Origin of the sequence: Photobacterium arenosum, assembly GCF_014841115.1 — a bacterium.
Taxonomy (GTDB): Bacteria; Pseudomonadota; Gammaproteobacteria; order Enterobacterales; family Vibrionaceae; genus Photobacterium; species Photobacterium arenosum.
The window spans coordinates 191,720-211,916 of sequence record NZ_JACYTP010000009.1; the positions used below are offsets into that span (position 1 = coordinate 191,720).

Sequence of the window (20,197 nt, forward strand, 5' to 3'; positions counted from 1 at the left end):
GCCACCGCTGCCTACTGAATCTGTGGGTGCTTATCCTCATTATGCACTCTGCTTTCCCCAAAAAGCGCATGACATAGAGTGACTGAGAACACCGACCGCTTTGTTGTATGTAGGCTCTCCGTGCGAGTAAAAACTGCCGTATTGGCGAATGCGCATTTTTCCCAATTATTATTGTTGATTGCCCAATGTCATCGTGGATGCATTGATGTTGTTATTATTGCCATCGCATGTTGCCTGCGATTATTCTTCGACTGTGTACAGAATGGTGTCATCACTGGTAATCAGCAGGTAGGTATCCCCTGGCTCCAGGTTAGGTAAACAAAGATCCAGTTGCTGCGGATCTACCACCTCGCCGTCCTGACCTTTGGTCGCTGAAATTTCAAACTTATCACCACAACTTGCCATCAATATGGTTGACGAGACTTTACCTGCAGCAACATTGGTTGAGCCAGTGGCTGTGGCTGACTGGTAATCAATTTTGATGTCTGTGTTGGTAAAGACTCTGAACCCGTACTGATCATCCGGTACGTCATCGTCGTTATCGCGTCGGATAGAGGTCACTCTGAAGCTATTGGTGGTTTCCCCATCCAGCCAGACAATCGTCCACCAGTCCTCACCATTGTTGAGCAGGGTATTTGTCTGCGCCGGTTCTTCTTCCAACTGGTATTTGGTGTCCCAGATACCAATGGAGACAGGCTGGGCTGAACTGCCGCCCCAACGGTGCATATACTCGCGATGTGTGCTGTCGCTGATCGGGCCTCCTTGCATATTACCTGTGGTGAACAAACTGGTAGTGCTCGCATCTGAGCCGTTTTGCACAAATACATTCACTTGCTCGCGGGCTGTATTGACGAAGGTCAGTCTGGCCTGGTGTTCAAGCTGACCGCTGCCACCTGATGCATCGCCAGAATCACTGCCTGAGCCGCCACCACAGGCAGTCAGCGTTACAATAATTCCCAGATTAAGCGTAAAACCCCAAAATGGCTTATTCATTTGCCACCTCTAGTTGGATTAATTTATTCCTTTCTCAGTAAGCATATTTCAACGATTGGAGCTTTTTTGAGTAATAAGGGGGGCGCAGAAAAGTTTTCATTAATTAGTTCAAATTGCGAGGTTTTTTCACTCTCAAAGCTGAGACACGCTGTCTGGCGGCGGGATAATGCATGCACTCAGCAAATCGGGAGGAGAAATATTCGTGACGCAGGAAAACCACTAAACCATAGTTTGACACTATGGTTTAGTTAATGGCGTAGTTAATTTTATAACATTATCAATACTATTTTATTAACACATTCTGCGTTTCAGGCCGCTGATATCCAGCAACCGGGTTGAGATCTCTTCAACCGACAGAGAGGTGGTGTTGAGATAAGGGATCGCTTCGCGGCGGAACATGGCCTCTACTTTTGACAACTCACTTTCACATTGCCCTTCACTGGCATACTGGCTGTTGGCGTAGCGCTCATTGCGTATGGTGACAAGGCGCTCTGTATCTATGGTTAAACCGTATGTTTTGTAACGATAAGGTTCAATCCCTTTGGGTAGTCTGAGGCTGTTCATATCGTCAGCTATGAAGGGGTAGTTCACTGCACGAATGCCAAACTGCATGGCCAGATAGAGGCTGGTAGGGGTTTTGCCACATCTTGATACGCCAAGCAGAATAATATCGGCCTTATCCAGGTTACTCAGGGATATTCCATCGTCATGAGCCAGGGTGTACTCGATGGCTGCGATCCTGTCCTGATAGCTTGCCACATCACGGCTGATGCTGTGTGAGCGGCCCAGCATGGCATTGGGTTGCATGTTCAAATCTTTACTCAGAGGTTGCACCAGAGCGTCAAGCACATCATACAATTTGGCCTGACATTGATTAATAACGGCTTTTACTTCAGGCAGAACGATGGAGTAAAAAACCAGTGGCTCGATGCCGGATACCCGATGAGCTTCATCAATTTTTTCTTTGACTTGCTGAGCGCGTTCAACCGACTCAACAAAAGGCAGTGTGGTTTGGCGAATCTCGAGGTTAAATTGACCGAGTACGGCATGCCCAAGTGTTTCAGATGTAATCGCTGTACCGTCAGAAACGTAAAACACATCACGAAAATCAGATTTGCGGCGCATAATAAGTTGAGTCCTTTAGATGATCCTGTAACGATTGAGGCCAACATACAATTTATAACTATAACCCTACAGGGTAAGTGTTCTGCTGAGCAAGGTTTTGCCAGCAGTTTGTCTCGAACGGTTACTATTCTGAAGCAAGTTTTTTTTTGAATGCTAAAGCAATCGTTTCCGTTAAGAGTTTGCCCACACTATACAGCTGATCCAATACAAGGAGACTTCCCGTGCAACAGAATGTTGTTTGGTATGATGCTTTATCAATGAACGACGTTGATAAAGTTGGTGGTAAGAACGCATCGCTGGGCGAAATGGTCGCCAATCTTGCGAATGCTGGCGTGAAAGTACCTAACGGTTACGCAACAACATCTTATGCATTCAACCAGTTTCTGGAAGCCAATAACCTGAATGATCGTATTTACGATCTGCTGGATACGCTGGATGTCGATGATGTGAACGCGCTGAAGCAGGCGGGTGATACTATCCGTAAATGGGTGTATGAAGCACCGTTGCCAGCCGACCTTGAGCAGGACATTCGTCAGTGCTACAAGGAACTGGGTGAAGGTGACGAGATGTTGTCCGTCGCTGTACGCTCTTCTGCAACCGCTGAAGACCTGCCAGATGCCTCATTCGCAGGCCAGCAGGAAACTTTCCTCAACGTTCGCGGTATCGATTCAGTTTTCGAAGCCGTGAAACACGTATTTGCTTCTCTGTTTAACGACCGTGCTATCTCGTACCGTGTTCACCAGGGTTTTGACCATAAAGGTGTGGCACTGTCTGCGGGTATTCAGCGCATGGTACGCTCTGATAAAGCCTCTTCCGGTGTGATGTTTACACTGGACACTGAATCTGGCTTTGATCAGGTCGTGTTCATCACTTCTTCTGTAGGTCTGGGTGAAATGGTCGTGCAAGGCGCGGTTAACCCGGACGAATTCTACGTACATAAACCTACCTTGGTTGCCGGTAATCCTGCCGTCGTTCGCCGTACTCTGGGCTCTAAGCTTCAGAAAATGATTTACGGTGAAGGTAAAGCCCTGGGTACACAAGTTGTTATTCAGGACACAACCGCCGAAGAGCAAAACAGCTTCTCCCTGACCGACGCCGAAGTCGAGGCTCTGGCGAAGCAAGCCATGATCATCGAAAAACACTACGGTCGTCCGATGGACATCGAGTGGGCGAAAGACGGTATTACCGGTGAGCTGATGATTGTTCAGGCGCGTCCGGAAACCGTTCGTTCCCGTGATGATGCCAATGTGATGGAGCGTTTCCACCTGAACGGCCAGGGTACATCTCTGGTTGAAGGTCGTGCTATCGGTCAGCGCATCGGTACCGGTGTGGTCCGTGTGGTGAATCATCTCGACCAAATGGATCAGGTACAGGCTGGTGATGTGCTGGTGGCTGATATGACTGACCCGGACTGGGAACCTGTCATGAAGAAAGCGGCTGCCATCGTGACTAACCGTGGTGGTCGTACTTGTCACGCGGCGATCATTGCCCGTGAACTGGGTATTCCTGCCGTTGTCGGTTGTGGTAACGCCACCGAGCTGCTCAAAGACGGCCAGATCGTGACAGTTTCCTGTGCACAAGGCGAAACGGGCTTTATCTACGAAGGTGAACTGGATTTCGAAATCCGCCGCTCTGAAGTGGACAACCTGCCTGAACTGCCACTGAAAGTCATGATGAACGTGGGCAACCCGGATCGTGCATTCGACTTCGCCTGCATTCCAAACGAAGGTGTGGGTCTGGCGCGTCTGGAGTTCATCATCAACAAGATGATCGGCATTCACCCGAAAGCGCTGCTGAACTATGACGCGCAATCGGACGAGCTGAAAGCTGAAATTGATCGCCGCATCGCTGGTTACTCCGACCCGGTTGAATTCTACATTCAGAAACTGACCGAAGGGATCTCCACCCTGGCTGCCGCATTCTGGCCGAAGCGTGTGATTGTACGGATGTCAGACTTCAAATCGAACGAATACCGCAATCTGGTTGGTGGTGTGAACTTCGAACCGGTTGAAGAAAACCCGATGATTGGTTTCCGTGGCGCATCGCGTTACGTGTCGCCTAAGTTCCAGGATTGTTTTGCACTGGAATGTGAAGCGATTAAACGTGTTCGCAATACCATGGGTCTGCGTAACGTTGAAGTGATGATCCCATTCGTGCGTACCGTGAGCGAAGCGGCTTCTGTAATTGACTTGCTGGCCAAATTCGATCTGCGTCGCGGCGAGAATGGCCTGAAAGTCATCATGATGTGTGAGCTGCCATCGAACGCGATTCTGGCCGAAGAGTTCCTGAAGTACTTCGACGGCTTCTCGATTGGTTCCAACGACATGACACAGCTGACGCTGGGTCTGGACCGTGACTCAGGTGAAATCGCCCACATGTTTGATGAGCGTAATGAAGCCGTGAAAGCCATGCTGTCGATGGCCATTAAAGCAGCCCGTAAAGCCGGGAAATATGTCGGTATCTGCGGTCAGGGCCCATCTGACCATGACGATCTGGCCGACTGGCTGATGGAGCAGGGCATCGATTCTGTTTCACTGAACCCGGATACCGTGGTGGAAACCTGGCTGCATCTGGGTAAGAAATAAGTACAAGTCAGCTAAGCTGAAATGAAAAAGCCCGCGCATGTCGCGGGCTTTTTCATGCTTGTCCGTCTTGTCAGGCAAAGGGGATATCCGTGCTCAAAACACACTCGGATAGTTCCTCCCCCTTTTCAAGGGAGAGGCTAGGAGGGGTTACAAGGCACAGACGCCAAATATGTGCTCACTTCACGAACCCCACCCTGGCCTCGTTTTGCCAAGGAGAGGGAAATTTCGTACTCACAACACACTCGAATAGTTCCTCCCCCTTTTCAAGGGGGGAGGCGAGGTGGGGGCAACGCACAAACGCTACATTTGTGATCACTTCGCGACCACCCTTAAACAACACTCACCGCCTCTTTTTCCTTCCGGCGGGTAAAGGCAATCCCGGCCACTAAAACCGCGAAGCCAATACAGACCCAAACCGGTAATTGCGGGAAAATGACAGCCGTACTGGCAAGTAAAGATGCCAGACCATAACCCAGGGTATGCGACATCGAAATCAAGCCGGCGATCTTTCCGGGTTTTTCCGGGTTGGTTTGTGTTGCCATTGACGTATATGCCGGCACTAAAAGTGCAGCGCCTACGGAAACCACGACCATGGCGATAGTGAATACCCAGAAAGCCGAGTTGAGGAAAAGCACGAAACCAGCCAGCAGGGCAAAGCCGCCCAGCCGGTACATGGTGTCGATGTCCAGTTTCTTCTTTTTGATCACCAGCACCTGGGTCAACAGGGTAAACGCGGCGCTCAGAGTCAGCAGCAAGCCAATAGCCTGACTGATGTCATCTGTGGCCCACATGGTGATCGATTCAATTAAAGGCGACAGGCTGTATTGCAGCAAAGCAACAACCGTGCAAAGCAATAAACCTGTCAGTAAGAACGGCAGCAGCGTCATTTCCGGCAGTTTACGTGACTTGCCTGGCGGCGATGTTTTTTCTGAATCCGCTTTCGGCGTAAAAGCTGGTTTGGGCAGCCAGCAGGCGCCAAGCAAGGCAATCACTGGAAATGCGACCATCAGCATCAGTGGTGCATAGGTGTGCAGTTGTAAAGCGCCCATCGCCAGCAAAGGGCCAATCAGCCGTCCTGTGCTCAGCCCGATGCTGACGGATGTTATGGCTTGCAGGCGGTTGCCTTCACCGCACAGTAATATCGCCCAGTGCTGACTGGCCGGCACCATACCTGCCACAGTACAGCCGTAAATGATACGCGCCACTATAAGCCCGGCCAGCCACAGGTAGGTTTGTTCGCTGAACTCATTGCTGAGGGCGGTGAAAATGAGTAGAAGCAGAAAACTGACCGCCATTCCGGCTAACGCCTGAAGAACGACAGTTTTTGGCCCGTTCCGGTCACTGAAGCTGCCCCAGAAAGGTGCCGAAGGCAGAAACAGGAAACTGCCAATCGCAATCACAATCGACCAGGTGGGCAAGCCAAATGCGGAGTGTTCAACAAGAAAGGGAAGTGACACTAATAAACCATTTTGTCCGATGCCCATTAAGGCAGCGATAAGCGCGATAAGGGTAAGGTGAAAGCGACGTTGTGTTCGGCTGGCATCGTGCGTCATGTTCCCGTCCTGACTGGAAATGAGTGTGAAAATCAGGTGATACAAAGCAAAGGAGAAGTGTTCTCGTTCTCACTTGAGATTAGTGATGGGTATCCTACATCTAATTAATGGTTGTGAAAACTATTATCATTAACAGTAGGCTGTGATAAAGTTCGTGCACTCTGTTGTGCAACACATTACCGCATTCATGTATCAACTCATTGACGCTGCCTTTGATGTGGACGGGAAACGGATTCTTCATCCTACGTCACTGGCCTTTGAACCCGGAAAAGTCACGACTTTGCTCGGCCATAATGGTTGTGGCAAATCCACTCTGATGAAACTGCTCAGCCGGCAAAATGTGCCTGCTGCCGGGCAAGTTTTGCTCAAAGATCAGCCTATTCAGAAGTTTGACAGTAAGACATTTGCTCTCAATGTCGCTTATCTGCCTCAGCATCCACCGATCACAGATGGTGTGACAGTGCGCGAATTGGTGTGTTTTGGCCGGTATCCCTGGAAAGGTGCATTCGGTCGTTACAGCCAGCACGATTACCTGTTAGTCGATGAAGCGATTGAGAGAGTGGGGCTGGCCCACTTTGCTGATCGTTTTGTTGCTACCTTGTCTGGCGGTGAAAGACAACGGGCCTGGGTCGCCATGTTGCTGGCACAACAGAGCAAGTGTATTTTGCTGGATGAACCGACTTCTGCGCTGGATGTCGCCCACCAATATGAATTGCTGCATTTAATCAGGGAATTGAACCTCAGCCTTGGATTGACTGTCATCATGGTGTTGCATGATGTCAACATGGCAGCCAAGTTCAGCGACCACTTAATTGCTTTGCATTCAGGTAAAGTGATCGCACAAGGGGCGCCAGAAGAGATGATGGCCCCTGATGTTCTCAAGAAGATATATGGCATGGAGCTGGCGCTGTTTTCGCATCCGCAAACCGGCCAACCGATCAGTTACATTCCATAGCAATAAAAACAGGGAAAGACCGTGAGAAAGACTATCGCATTGCTTTTTACCGTACTGACTTTTCAGAGTCAGGCGATGACGATAAAGCACGAGTTAGGCGAAACAGAATTTACTGAGCCGCCTGAGAAAGTGGTGGCACTGGACTGGGCGCTGACAGAAACCGTGCTGAGTTTGGGGGTGATACCCGCAGGTGTCGCGGATAAAGACGGTTACCGTACCTGGGTAGGCGAGCCTGCATTACCCGATTCAGCGATGAATGTCGGCTCACGGCGAGAACCCAATCTGGAGTTGCTGGCAGAGATGCAGCCAGATGTTATCCTGGTCAGCAATCACATGAGCCCTGTCTATCAGCAGCTAAATGCCATTGCGCCGACACTGGTGTACACCATTTACAGCGATTCGAAAACACCGCTTGCCAATGCCGTTAAGGTGACTCAGCAGTTAGGAAAAGTGCTGGGCAAAGAGCAAAGGGCGCAATCTGTTATTGAAACCGTATCGGCTCACCTCAAGCAAAACGGTGATAAAGTCCTTGCTTCTGAGGCAGGGCAAAAACCTTTGATGTTTGTTCGGTTTATCAATGATAAAACCCTGCGTATTCACAGTGAAGGGTCTCTGACTCAGGACACTATTACGGCGATGGGGCTGAAAAACGACTGGCAGGAGCCGACCAATATGTGGGGATTCACCACAGCCGGTATCGAAAAAATGGCTGAACATCAAAACACGAATGTGATGATTTTCGGCCCGTTGAAAGCGGATGAGCAAAAGAAGCTGATTCAATCACCACTCTGGCAGGTGATGGCGTTTACCCGTTCGGATTCCGTTTATGAGTTGCCTGCGATCTGGACTTTTGGTGGTTTAGTCTCAGCGCAGCGCTTTAGCGATTTCATTACACAAGCATTGACACAGAACTAATGCCGTCCCAGGTTACTTTGATGGATTCATTGCTGCGCTCGGGCCAACAAACCCGGCTGCTGTTGATTATACCGGGCCTGATAGTCGTTATTGGCTATCTGCTCAATCTTACCGTGCCTTATTCGCAAGGGTTGCCATTACTCTGGGAAACGCTGCTCAATTACGATCCCACCAATTACCAGCACATTATTGTTAACCTGACGTATTTGCCTCGCCTGGTGGTTGCGGTGTTATGTGGTTTTTCCCTGGCAGTTGCAGGGGCTGTCATGCAATTTGTGTTACGCAACCCAATTGCATCGCCAACGACCCTGGGTGTGGCCTCTGGTGCCGAGCTGGGTATGGTACTGGGTATCTTGTTATTGCCGGCATCTTTAGCAACACCTTCATTTTTTCCTGCGTTTCTGGGGGGCTCTCTGGCTACAGCTCTGGTGTTTCTGCTGTCGGCTAAACGGGGGTTCGCGCCTGTTCATATGGTACTGGCTGGCATGGTGATCAGCCTGTTTTTTGGTTCTGTCAATACCATGCTGTTACTGCTTCATGAGCAGACTTTGTCGTCTGTTTTTGTCTGGGGTGCGGGTACGCTGAATCAAAACGGGTGGGATACAGTCACGACTTTGCTGCCTATGACGCTCTTACCGCTGGCTGCTTTAATGTTATTGCAGCGCCCGTTAGCGTCTTTGCAACTGGGCGATGGCGTTGCTAGCTCGCTGGGTATAAACGTTAAACAGATTAAAGTGTTGTGTCTGGGGCTGGCCATTTTTATGACGGCAAGCGTGGTCAGCGAAGTAGGGCTGATTGGTTTTGTCGGCATCGTTGCACCAGCCGTTGCGCGTATGCTGGGTAGCCGGAAGTTGCATCAGAATATTCTGCTCAGTGGGGTGATTGGCTCGCTGATGCTGCTGCTGGCTGATCTCATCATTCAGCCATTCTCTGGTGTCGGCGGCGAGATGCTGCCAACGGGTGCCATGACCGCCTTGTTAGGTTCACCGTTTTTACTTTGGCTGCTGAGGCGAAAAACCTTACAGTCCGAGCTTAGAGCAAGGGATGAAAGTACTGCTCACTACCATCAGCGTGATTTTAAAAAGACCGTGCTGATTTTGTCTGTGTTTGCATCTTTATGCTTGATCCTGGCGATCACCGTGGGCCAGGGGCAGCAAGGCTGGTCCGTGACTTTTACGGGCGCTGTCTGGGAATACCGTTTCCCCCGGGTGGCTGTGGCTCTGCTTGCGGGCATTGGTCTGGCACTGGCAGGTACGATTATTCAGCGTGTGACAACCAACCCCATGGCAAGCCCTGAAGTCTTGGGTATCAGTTCAGGAGCCGCTCTGGCACTGGTTATCGGTGCATTGCTTGGTATTTCCGTTGAACGTCATGAACAAGTCATGCTGGGTACGGCGGGGGCGTTGCTCGTAACTGCAGTTATCTGGTTGATGGGCAAGAAGCATCAGTTTGCACCTACGCAGACTTTGCTGACAGGTATTGCATTAAGTGCCGGCCTTGATGCTTTCCTGCGCATCGCGATGTCCTCGGGGCAGGATAATGTCCGCGCTTTGCTGACCTGGCTTTCAGGTTCCACCTATTTGGTTTCAGCTCAGGATGTCACCTTACTGGCTATCGGTGTCGGCGGGCTGCTGATAGTCACTTTGTCGCTGAGTCGCTGGATCGACCTGATTGGGTTGGGTGAAGTCGGTGCAACCAGTGTCGGCCTGGATTGCCGGCGAGTCAGGCAGTTATTGCTGTTACTGGTTGCGGGTTTGACAACGCTTTGCACTATCGTGATTGGTCCATTGAGTTTTGTCGGGTTACTTGCCCCGCATATGGCGCGCACCCTCAACCAGTACACGGCAAGCCGACAACTCATTGTTGCCTGTTTACTGGGTGGTTGCCTGATGATGGTTGCCGATTGGATAGGGCGAAACCTATGGTTCCCCTGGCAATTTCCCGCGGGCTTGCTCGCTTCAGTGATAGGCGGCGGTTATTTCCTGTATTTGATGCGAAAGTAGCGTTTTCAGTCGATATCTAAGGTCACAGAGTGTGTTTTGGTAAAAAGCACTGCATTTGTTTCGAAAGCCAGCAATGATTGCTGGCTTTTTTACTTTTAGCTCAGTCAGATACCAAGTCTCAATAACAGAATTTGCCATATAAAAAATTCAAATAGAATTAACATAAAAGTATTGATTATGTTTTTGATAATCATTAGCATTTGACGCAATTGTTAATGCAATGAGTTCATTATGAAAATACATAACACATCCTGCGCAAACTTAACCTCGGATCAGCATGATGTTGCCGCGGCCTGTTTCTTAAATGCGCTTGCCAGAGAATGTTCATCCATTCAGTTTGAGTCAGGAAGCGAAGGTACGAGTTTTCTGATTCCGCTAGCCAATCAGCAGCAAATTCGTATTCCTCTTCGTTATTACTCTTCTTTGGGTGTTCATGAATATCATTTTCCGGCCTTGCTGGATGCCGGGACATCCAGTGAAATCAGCTTTCCAGAGCTGGTCGCTCTTATTCTGGAAGAGCCCTCGCTGGTTGGTTTGGTGACAGAAGAACAAAAACATATTTTCATCAAACGTGTTATGGAAAGTCACCACAATACCTACAGTGCTACCAGCCAAAGCCCCTATGGTGAGGTGCTGTTTAACCAGGCGTTGAATTTTCAGCAAGCGGAGCAGGGGCTGCTGATTGGCCACTCTTTTCATCCGGCTCCTAAGAGTCGTGAACAGTTCAGTACAGACGATGCGAAACGGTTTTCTCCTGAGTTTGGCAGCCATTTTCCCCTTCGCTGGCTGGCTGTTGATTCATCTATCACTGTGTCTGGCAGCTCTGCTGAACAATCCGTCACAGAGCGCATGTCCGAGCTGATTCGCTCTGACGCAAGGTTTAATCAGGCACTGTTAGAATCGCTTACTGATAATCAGGTTCTGCTTCCAGTGCATCCCTGGCAGTGGCAAGTATTTGGTCAGTATCCGGATGTCATTGAATACTGCGAGAAGGGGTTGATTAAAGACTTAGGGGAATCAGGATGCGACTGGTATCCAACCTCGTCGACGCGTTCATTGTATGCGCCTTCTTCGCCGTACATGCTGAAATTCTCGCTGAGCGTGAAACTGACAAACTCAATTCGTAACCTGTCGGTCAAAGAAGTGATTCGTGGTACTCGTTTGAATCAGCTCTTTTCAGATACAGATATTCAGCATGTGCTGGGTAACGGGAAAGGGTTTCAGCTGATGCAGGAACCTGCCTATCTGGGGCTGATTGATAAAAACGGAAAAGCCATAGATGAATCTCTGGTGGCGTTTCGTGACAATCCGTTAGCAGACAAGGAAAATGAAGAAGCGGTTGTGCTGGCAACCTTGGCACAGCAAAATCCATTTGGTGGTAAAAGCCTGTTAGCAACACGGGTTGCCGATTATGCCGCCAGTCAGAAAATTAGCTCAGAGCAAGCTGCGAAAGCCTGGTTCCAGGCGTATTGTGAGCATTGCGTTATTCCTTTGTTTAACCTTCAGGCCAACTATGGCGTGGTATTTCTGGCTCACCAGCAAAACATTGTTCTGCAATTGCAAGAGGGTTTTCCGGTCGGCATGTATTACCGGGATTGTCAGGGAACCGGATATACCGATCTGGCTTTCGAGCGATTTGCAGATGCCTTGAGCGACACCAGGCAGGATGTCGAAAATTACTGGAGCCAGGAGAAAGTACGTCGCTACTTTGCTTACTACCTGATTATTAACTCTACATTTAACGTCATCGGTTCTATTTGTGCTGGCGCTGAAATTGAAGAAATGACGCTGATTGCCATTCTACGCGAACAGCTTGAAGCGCTTAAAGATCAGGGCGTCAGCGACTCCGCCTGTCTCGACTATGTGCTCAATGACGAAGGTCTGTGCTGCAAAGGAAACTTCTTCTGTTACCTGCAGAATTTCAATGAAAACTCCATTCCGGATCCAGCCGTGATCTACTTTGATCTGCCCAATCCACTCATCAATGTAAAGGAAGCCATGAATGTTTAATGCAAAGACGTTTCAAGTGGTTGAAGGAAGCGAAAACCCACTTCGCGTGCAGTTGACGCTATCGGAAAGTGATCTTGTCAATCCTCAGGTGATAGAACAGCTGGTTGCTGATCTGGATGGCGAATTCAGTCAACAGTTTGACTGCAAATGTTTTCAACTGGAAGCCTCTGAAGTGATTCTGGCCGAGCTGGCAAAATGGCTGCCGTTATGTGAAGGGGCGGCGTTATATAAATCGCTGTTTTACCAGATGCCCGCGCAATGGCATCGCCACACGGTATCGAGCCATTTTCCGTTGATTGAAGTGCAGACAAACAACCAGTACCGCCATCATCCGCTGCGTCCTGTCATGCCAACCGGTACTGTTTACCAGCGCTTTGATCATCAGGCCGATCTTGACATCTCTTTTCGCGTCTTTGATATGGAGCGGGATCTGGATCGATTTGTTCGCTGGATGAATGATCCCCGTGTCGCGCATTTCTGGGAGCAGGCCTGGAGTAAAGACGATCTGGCGGAGTTTGCTCAGTCCCGATTGAATGACCCGCACATTATTCCGCTGATTGGTGAGTTCAACGGCGAAGCATTTGGTTATGTTGAGGCTTACTGGGTGTGCGAAGACAGACTCAGCCCTTATTATGACGTGCAGCCTTATGATCGCGGTATCCATTTATTAGTGGGTGAAGACCAGTTCCGCGGGCCGAGGTATTTTAACTGTTGGATGCGTGCAATCAGTCATTATCTGTTTATTGATGATGTGCGCACGACTCGCATTGTTCTTGAACCCCGTTCAGATAACCAGCGCCTGTTTAACCGGATTAAAGAAGTGGGTTATCAGAAGCTGTTTGAATTTAATTTTCCGCATAAACGTTCAGCGCTGCTGATGCTGAAGCGCGGTGCATTCTTTGAGGAACAATGGTGATGATTCAACAGGCGTTGCAAAAGTACTGGCCTCAGGCGAATCGTGCCATCGTGGCCAAGATGATCAGCGAGTTTGCCTATGAGCAGGCTTTTCAGTTTCAGGTGTCAGAAGACGGGTTTATCCTGAATCTGGATCATGGTGTCAGCTACCGGTTCGAAGGAAAAGCAAACATTTGGGGGCAAGTGGTGATTGACCCGCAGACTGTCACGCGCATACCGGATACCGGGTCATTGCTAGCCACTCAATTCATGATGGATATTCAAAGCCTGCTCAACATACCGGATGAAGCATTAGCCGAGCATTTTGAAGATTTGAATGCCACCTTGCTGGGTGACTGTAAGCTGGCAGAGAAAAAACAGGCTATGACAGTGAAAGATCTGGTCAGTTTGAGCTGTGAGTTGCAGCAGACCTATTTCGACGGTCATCCGAAGTTTGCTTTTAATAAAGGCCGCAGAGGGTGGGGGACGGATGATCTTGACCTCTACGCTCCGGAATCGCAACGTGCATTTCAGTTAGGCTGGGTTGCCGTTCATCATTCGATTTTGCAAAAATCAACCAACGCACGCACCCATTGGCAGGAGTTGGTTGACTCGGCGGTCTCTGAAACAGAACAGGCGAAGTTAGGGCGTGTATTAGCTCAATGTGAGGTAGAGCAGCAGGATTATACTCTGGTACCTGTGCATCCCTGGCAGTGGTCTCAAAAATTATCATTGTTATTTGTCCGAGAAATGGCCGACAAATCTTTGCTGTATCTTGGTGAGTTTGGCGACTACTTTTTGCCGCAACTGTCTATCCGTACCCTGAGTAATGTATCCCGGCCACAGGGCTATGATATCAAGTTACCACTGACTATCATGAATACTTCCTGTTATCGGGGTATTCCTGGTCGTTATATTTTGGCGGGTCCGCTGGCATCAGACTGGATCGATCAGGTTTTTAAAAACGATCCGCTCTTGCTGGGTAAAGAGGCTGAAGTGTTGCAGGAGCCGGCTTCGGCTTATGCAGCGCAAGCGGATTACAAGCTGCTGGAAAAAGCGCCATACCGATATCACGAACTGCTGGGTGTTATCTGGCGTGAATCTCTGGCCTCTAAGCTGAGAACAAATGAATCTGCCATTTTGATGGCTGCCCTGATGGAGTCTGATTCTCAGGGCAATCCGCTGATCGGCGAATACATTGCAGCGTCAGGGCTGTCTGTTGAAGCATGGCTGACCAAACTCTTTGATGCTGTCGTAATACCTTTTTATCACTTGCTGACTAAATATGGCGTGTCGCTGATTGCTCACGGCCAGAATATTACTATCGTGATGGAAAATTTTGCACCCAAACGCATTCTGCTGAAAGATTTCCAAGGCGATATGCGTCTGGTTGATCGTGATTTGCCCGAACAGGACTCGCTTGATCCTATGGTCAAAGCCGTGACGGTACGCTTACCTGAAGAGCTGATCATCCATGATTTGCAAACGGGTCATTTCGTCACAGTGCTGCGTTTTATCTCTCCATTAGTTGAAAAGCTGGGATTCACAGAGCAGCAGTTCTATCGCTTGCTTGGCGCTCGAATCGGTGAGCATATTTCCCAGCATCCTGAACTGGAAGAGCGGTATGAGCGGCTGGATCTGTTTAAACCCCGAATTTTGCGTATTGGATTAAATCTGGCGAAGTTCAGACACAGCACTGATAGCAGTGCGTCCCGAATGTTGCCGGACATGGACGACATGCTTGATAACCCATTGGTTTTAGCCCGATAACAATAAGGAAATAGAAATGAAAATGAATAATCATAAACAATGTCTGGACTTGGCGGGTGTGGGTGTAGGGCCGTTCAATCTGAGTGTGGCGGCACTTATTGAAAGTAAAACTGAGCTAAATGCCTGCTTTTTTGAAGGTCGTGAATCTTTTTCCTGGCATCCGGGGCTGCTGCTGGACAACACCAATATGCAGACCATGTTTCTGAAAGACCTGGTGACGGCTGTTGATCCGCAAAACCCATACTCATTTTTGTCATACCTGGTTGATCAGAAAAAGTTTTATCGTTTTTTGTCTGCAGAGCTGAGTTGTATCAGTCGTCATGAATTTTCCGATTATCTGGCCTGGACAGCACACCAGTTATCAAACGTACAGTTCTCAAGCCGTGTGGAGAATATTGAGTACACGGGAGAAGCGTTTGAAATTGAAACGACGAATGGTGCTTACTTAGCGAAAAATCTTTGTATCGGCACAGGCAAGGTGCCGTTCATCCCTGATTGTGCCAAGCCGCACATCAGTGACAAGGTGTTTCATGCAGCTGAAATGGGGCTGCGTGATCGTGATTTTACCGGTAAGCGCGTCATGGTTGTCGGTGGTGGTCAGAGTGGTGCTGATATTTTCCTGAACGTGCTGAACGGTAAGTGGGGCAAAGTGAAAAGCCTGGACTGGTTATCCCGTCGTTCGAATTTCCAGCCACTTGACGAAGCGGCATTCACCAATGAGTTCTTCACACCTGAATATGTCGAAACATTCCTGGACTTGGAGCCGTCAGTCAAACAGTCTGAAATTGATGCACAGAAACTGACTTCAGATGGTGTGACACAGGCAGCTTTGTTAGCGATTTATCGCGAGCTTTACTATCGGTTTGATGTCCTGAAAGAAGACAAGTGGGTACGACTGCTGCCGCACAGAACGGTTAATGTCGTTGACAATCTGTCTGGTGGTTTTGCTATTCAGTCACTCAATGCACTGAGCCAGCAGGTGGAAGCGCATGAAGCCGATATCATTATCCTGGCGACCGGCTTCAGTTCACCGTATCCACAATGTCTGAAATCCATTCTGCCGTTACTGGAATTGGATGAAAAAGGCCGATATGGCATGACGGCTAATTTCGAATTGAAATGGAAAGGCAGCGCTGACAATAAAATCTTTGCGGTGAATGCCGGCATGCACAGTCATGGTATAGCCGAGCCTCAACTGAGCCTGATGGCATGGCGCAGTGCGCGGATTATCAATCAGCTTTGTCAAAAATCTGTCTTCGATATTGAAAGTGATAAGGGCATGATCGAATGGGTAACAGAGCGCTTGGTCACTGAGTATGCCAAGGCTTCTTAAGTGCCAATCTGGCCTTATAGATATCCTTATGAAATATAAGGCCTTAAAAAATACATAAAAATTGAACTTTTTTTACCTTGGATATGGAAATAAAGTGGCAAATGAGTATGATTATCAAACTCTGTATTGGTAGTTAACTTAAAACAAGAAGTGGTAATCATGTCCGTGAAAAAAGGGATGTTTCAATTGACGACAGTGGCAGCTGCAGTGGCCGCCACTACTTTCGTATCCAGCGCAGCTTTCGCTCAAGAATATAAGACAACGGAAGAAAAAATGGTGGTGGTGTCCAGCCGCGCACCGAAAGCGATCAGTGATATTCCAGGCACTGTCTGGTACATCGACAATGCTCAAATCGAGCAAGAATACCGTGGTGGTAAAAGTCTGGGTGAAATTCTTGCTGCAGCGGTTCCATCGCTGGACGTAAGCAGCCAGGGCAGAACCAATTATGGTCAGAACCTGCGTGGTCGTCCGATGCTGGTGATGATAGACGGTGTATCACTGAACTCTTCTCGTCTCATCAGCCGTCAGTTGGATTCTATTGATCCGTTTAATATTGATCGTATCGAAATTCTTTCTGGCGCTACTGCGATCTACGGCGCTGGCGCAACCGGTGGTGTGATCAATATCGTCACTAAAAAAGCAGAAAGTGATGAGCTACAGTTTGAGAGCTACGTCAGTACCACATCTGGCTTTAATAGTAGCGATGACTTTGATTATAAACTGGCCCAGTCTGTCAGCGGTGGCAATGACTTGGTAAAAGGTCGTGCTTCTGTTGTTTATGGTGAAACACAGGGCTATTACGATGCTAATGGCGATATCGTTGTACCAGACATTACGCAGGGCTCTGTCCAATTCAATGAAGTGATTGATGTACTGGGTACGCTATCAATTACGCCAACCGATACTCAAACAGTAAATCTTCTGGCTCAATACTACAGCAGTGAGCAAGATAGCCCGTATGGTATTTACTTCGGTCAGGATCTGGCTGGTGTAAATAAAAACATTACAGGCAATCCAGGTGATAAAAGTCTGATTGATGTCAGAGACGGTTTCGAGTCTGATCGTCAGGGCTCAACCGAACGTCTGATGCTTAATGTAGATTACATTAACACTGACTTTCTGAGCCACGAGTTACTGGTTCAGGCATCATACCGTAATGAAACACTGAGCTTTATTCCGTTTATCTATTCAACGTATTTAGCGGCATCTGAGCAGGAAACGGACGTGATCAGCCTTCGTGCCGCGATGATCAAATCCCTGGATAACCTGACTCTGACTTATGGTATTGATGGCTATATCGATAAATTAGACAGCAATCAGATGCTGTTTGACCGTCAGACCAGTTATAACTCTGGCGGCTTAGTGAATCGCAAAGCTTCGATGATTGGCCGTTATCCTGGTACCGAAGTGTCTTCTATCGCTGGTTTTATTCAGGCGGACTATGCGATCACTGAAGACTGGACAGTTGAAGGTGGCTATCGTTTCCAGTACATGAACAACAAAGTGGATGATTTTGTTGCTTCAGGTACGCAAGTTGCGATCGCCCATGGTAATGGCACGTCTGCTGATGCGGTACCGGGTGGTGAAACGGATTATGATATCGGTTTATTCAATCTAGGCACTATCTACCACCTCACCGATACAGATCAGGTGTGGGCGAATTTTTCTCAGGGTTTTGACCTGTCAGACCCAGCGAAATATTACGGTGTTGGCACTTATGATGGCCCGGATGCCAATGGCCATTACAACCTGACTGGCAGCATCAATGTCGATGACTCGAAACTGGCTGGCATTAAAACCAACAGCTATGAAATTGGTTATCGCCATGATGGCAGTGATTTGAGCATTCAGACTGCTGTTTATTACTCTCAGTCTGATAAGAAAGTGAACGCCAATAAAAAGACGCTTAACATTGAACTCCTGGATGATAAGACACGAGTTTATGGCTGGGAAGGTCAGGCATCTTACTGGGTGAGTAATGCTTTGCAGGCTGGTGTAAATGGACACCTGGTGAAATCTGAAGTGCAGAATGCTAATGACGATTGGGTGAAGCAATCTATCAACTATGCAAGTGCTTCAAAAGCTGGGGCTTGGCTGGCCTGGTTTGAAGATAGTTACGCACTGAAACTGCAAAGTCAGACTTTGTTTAATCTGGATGATGAAGCCGGCAATGAAATTAATGGTTATACAGTATTTGATTTAGTAGGTAATTATCAGTTACCAGTGGGTAGCCTTGGTTTCGGGATTCAGAACCTGCTGGATCGTGAATACAGTACAGTTTGGGGACAGCGTGCCGCGGGTTGGTACTCAAGCTATGGTCCTGCAGAAGTTTTTGACTACAAAGGCCGTGGCCGTACTTACACCCTGAACTACCAAGTGAAGTTCTGATCCGTTAAATATACATGTATCCTGCCTTTAAACCGCCCGACACCTCGGGCGGTTTTTTTATGTGTACCTCCCTTCGTGGAGGGAGTGGCTAGGAGAGGGGGCCGACGTATAACCACTACAGTATGACATTCAGGGAAAGACGATCGCTGTTGTTTTTACTGAAAAAGTGATGGGTAACCTACAGTCAATTAATGAATGTGAAAACTATGACCATTAACAGTAACGTGTGATAAAGTTCGTGCACTTTTGTTGTGCAACACATTGCCACATTCACGTATCAACTTTTTGACGTTGCCTTTGATGTGAATTGCTGAAGAAAACTGGCGAAAACAGAGAGAGTTTAAACTGCTCGCGGAGGTCATCAAAGGTGTGAAGTTCCGAGATGGCGTTCGTGGAATAGAGGAAAGTCAGCAGGACACTACTCTGGATGTTGTACACCAGATTTGACCATAGCTCGTAACATCAAGTGTTTCTGTGTTTTTTTATTATAAATCAATTTGATACATGCAAGGATTAGTGAAATCGTCCCCAACTCTAAGTATTGGTCTATGAACACACTTCATCTAAAAGCACTGTTATTAGCCGTAGAAACTGGATCGATTTCTGCCGCGGCACGTACATTGGGTAAAAAGCAATCTCAGATTAGTCAATGGATTTCTGATCTGGAAATCGACCTGGGGGTTAACTTTTTTGACCGAACAGGAAATAAAACCACTTTGAGTAAAGATGGAGAACGTTTACTTCCCTATCTTACTCATACACTGAGCCATCTTGATAAGTTTGTCCAATGTGCTGAAATTCTTATGCAAAATGAGCCGACTGTACTGATCATAGGGATTGAAAACTATATTCCAGACATTGCGTTTACGCAACCTCTGGACTTTGTTTTGGATATACCCCTATTGAGTGTTGAGGTTTATCGTGATGAAAAGGCCCAACTGGAGCAAGACTTAAGCGATGGCCATTTAGATGTCATTATTACCCATGAATCGGGAACCATTCATCACAGGGATTTCGAATATTGCCGCTTAGGGCATTATAAAGAAATTCTAGTCTGCAATCCTGACCATCCGTTGGCTCAACTACCTCACATTACCAGCAAAGATTTGAGTGAATACCGCGAGTTAGTATGGGGAGAAGTCAGTGAAAAAGACAGCGACGGTTTTAGTCCCTGTTACGGGGTATTCTCAGATATCTCCACCCTCATAGTCATGTTAAAACACAACAAAGGGTTTGCGTTTTTACCAGAGGAGTGTGTAAGCACGCAAATCGCCAAAGGCTTGTTGGCTGCTCTCAACTGTGACTTCGAACCTTCTGGCATTGACCGGAAAGTTGAATTGTGTTGGCGCAACGGATTAATCCTTTCTAAATGTGGGAGTAAGGTGATTAACGCTTTTAAGCACTATCATCAGCTGTGTAAGAAGCACTAACACAAATAGCGAGCTAGGCAGATGATGCAGTGTGCACATCCCACCAATCATAGGTATACAGGGACGAGTAAATAGGTAATAACGCCCAGAGCAACGGATCGTCCCACACTGTCGATGTAGTTGTACTAATTCAGACCTGATCTGACAGTTACCCACTTTTCAACTCGGTGCCTGTCAGATTATATCTGAGCTAGATTCTTCTCTGCCCAGATTGATTTCCCATCCTCTAATGTTTCTATTGGC

13 protein-coding genes are annotated in these 20,197 nt (G+C 48.1%); 10 read left to right on the forward strand and 3 right to left on the reverse strand.

Features of this window, described 5'->3' with window-relative positions; translation table 11 throughout:
- Positions 1-240: 240 nt before the first annotated feature.
- Both IFO68_RS14850 and ppsR read right to left on the reverse strand, forming a co-directional pair.
- Positions 241-993 carry a hypothetical protein gene (locus IFO68_RS14850; RefSeq protein WP_192016622.1) on the reverse strand — a complete coding sequence of 251 codons (753 nt, stop codon included), beginning with the start codon at positions 991-993 and terminating at the stop codon, positions 241-243.
- A 291-nt stretch (positions 994-1,284) separates the two neighbouring features.
- On the reverse strand, positions 1,285-2,118 hold the full coding sequence (gene ppsR, locus IFO68_RS14855) for a posphoenolpyruvate synthetase regulatory kinase/phosphorylase PpsR (RefSeq protein WP_192016623.1): 834 nt from the start codon (positions 2,116-2,118) through the stop codon (positions 1,285-1,287).
- A gap of 221 nt (positions 2,119-2,339) precedes the next feature.
- Between ppsR and ppsA the strand changes: the two genes are divergently transcribed.
- Positions 2,340-4,703 carry a phosphoenolpyruvate synthase gene (gene ppsA, locus IFO68_RS14860; protein WP_192016624.1) on the forward strand — a complete coding sequence of 788 codons (2,364 nt, stop codon included), beginning with the start codon at positions 2,340-2,342 and terminating at the stop codon, positions 4,701-4,703.
- 329 nt (positions 4,704-5,032) lie between these two features.
- On the opposite strand, the gene IFO68_RS14865 is transcribed toward ppsA, so the two are convergent.
- Positions 5,033-6,256 (reverse strand): MFS transporter, encoded by a 1,224-nt coding sequence (locus IFO68_RS14865; RefSeq protein ID WP_192016625.1) that lies wholly within the window; start codon positions 6,254-6,256, stop codon positions 5,033-5,035.
- A gap of 187 nt (positions 6,257-6,443) precedes the next feature.
- On the opposite strand from IFO68_RS14865, the gene IFO68_RS14870 reads away from it, so the two are divergent.
- The 9 genes from IFO68_RS14870 to IFO68_RS14910 all read left to right on the forward strand — a co-directional run bounded on the left by IFO68_RS14870 (position 6,444) and on the right by IFO68_RS14910 (position 19,954).
- Entirely contained in the window at positions 6,444-7,211 is a 768-nt protein-coding gene (locus tag IFO68_RS14870; protein ID WP_192016626.1) for an ABC transporter ATP-binding protein, read from the forward strand.
- Between the two features lie 21 nt (positions 7,212-7,232).
- The gene (locus IFO68_RS14875; RefSeq protein WP_192016627.1) at positions 7,233-8,126 is read left to right on the forward strand and encodes an ABC transporter substrate-binding protein; all 894 of its coding nucleotides are present in this window, start codon (positions 7,233-7,235) and stop codon (positions 8,124-8,126) included.
- A gap of 20 nt (positions 8,127-8,146) precedes the next feature.
- The gene (gene fhuB / locus IFO68_RS14880; protein WP_192016628.1) at positions 8,147-10,129 is read left to right on the forward strand and encodes a Fe(3+)-hydroxamate ABC transporter permease FhuB; all 1,983 of its coding nucleotides are present in this window, start codon (positions 8,147-8,149) and stop codon (positions 10,127-10,129) included.
- 231 nt (positions 10,130-10,360) lie between these two features.
- Entirely contained in the window at positions 10,361-12,139 is a 1,779-nt protein-coding gene (locus IFO68_RS14885) for an IucA/IucC family protein (protein WP_192016629.1), read from the forward strand.
- Positions 12,132-13,055 (forward strand): GNAT family N-acetyltransferase, encoded by a 924-nt coding sequence (locus IFO68_RS14890; protein WP_192016630.1) that lies wholly within the window; start codon positions 12,132-12,134, stop codon positions 13,053-13,055. Before IFO68_RS14885 ends, IFO68_RS14890 begins: the two co-directional genes overlap by 8 nt.
- Positions 13,055-14,803, forward strand: coding sequence for an IucA/IucC family protein (locus IFO68_RS14895; protein ID WP_192016631.1), 1,749 nt, complete (start codon positions 13,055-13,057; stop codon positions 14,801-14,803). Before IFO68_RS14890 ends, IFO68_RS14895 begins: the two co-directional genes overlap by 1 nt.
- Before the next feature lie 22 nt (positions 14,804-14,825).
- Complete coding sequence (locus tag IFO68_RS14900; RefSeq protein WP_370630681.1) at positions 14,826-16,136, forward strand: lysine N(6)-hydroxylase/L-ornithine N(5)-oxygenase family protein; 1,311 nt, start codon at positions 14,826-14,828, stop codon at positions 16,134-16,136.
- 159 nt (positions 16,137-16,295) lie between these two features.
- Entirely contained in the window at positions 16,296-18,524 is a 2,229-nt protein-coding gene (locus IFO68_RS14905; RefSeq protein ID WP_192016633.1) for a TonB-dependent receptor, read from the forward strand.
- Between the two features lie 548 nt (positions 18,525-19,072).
- The gene (locus tag IFO68_RS14910; protein ID WP_192016634.1) at positions 19,073-19,954 is read left to right on the forward strand and encodes a LysR family transcriptional regulator; all 882 of its coding nucleotides are present in this window, start codon (positions 19,073-19,075) and stop codon (positions 19,952-19,954) included.
- Positions 19,955-20,197 lie beyond the last annotated feature (243 nt).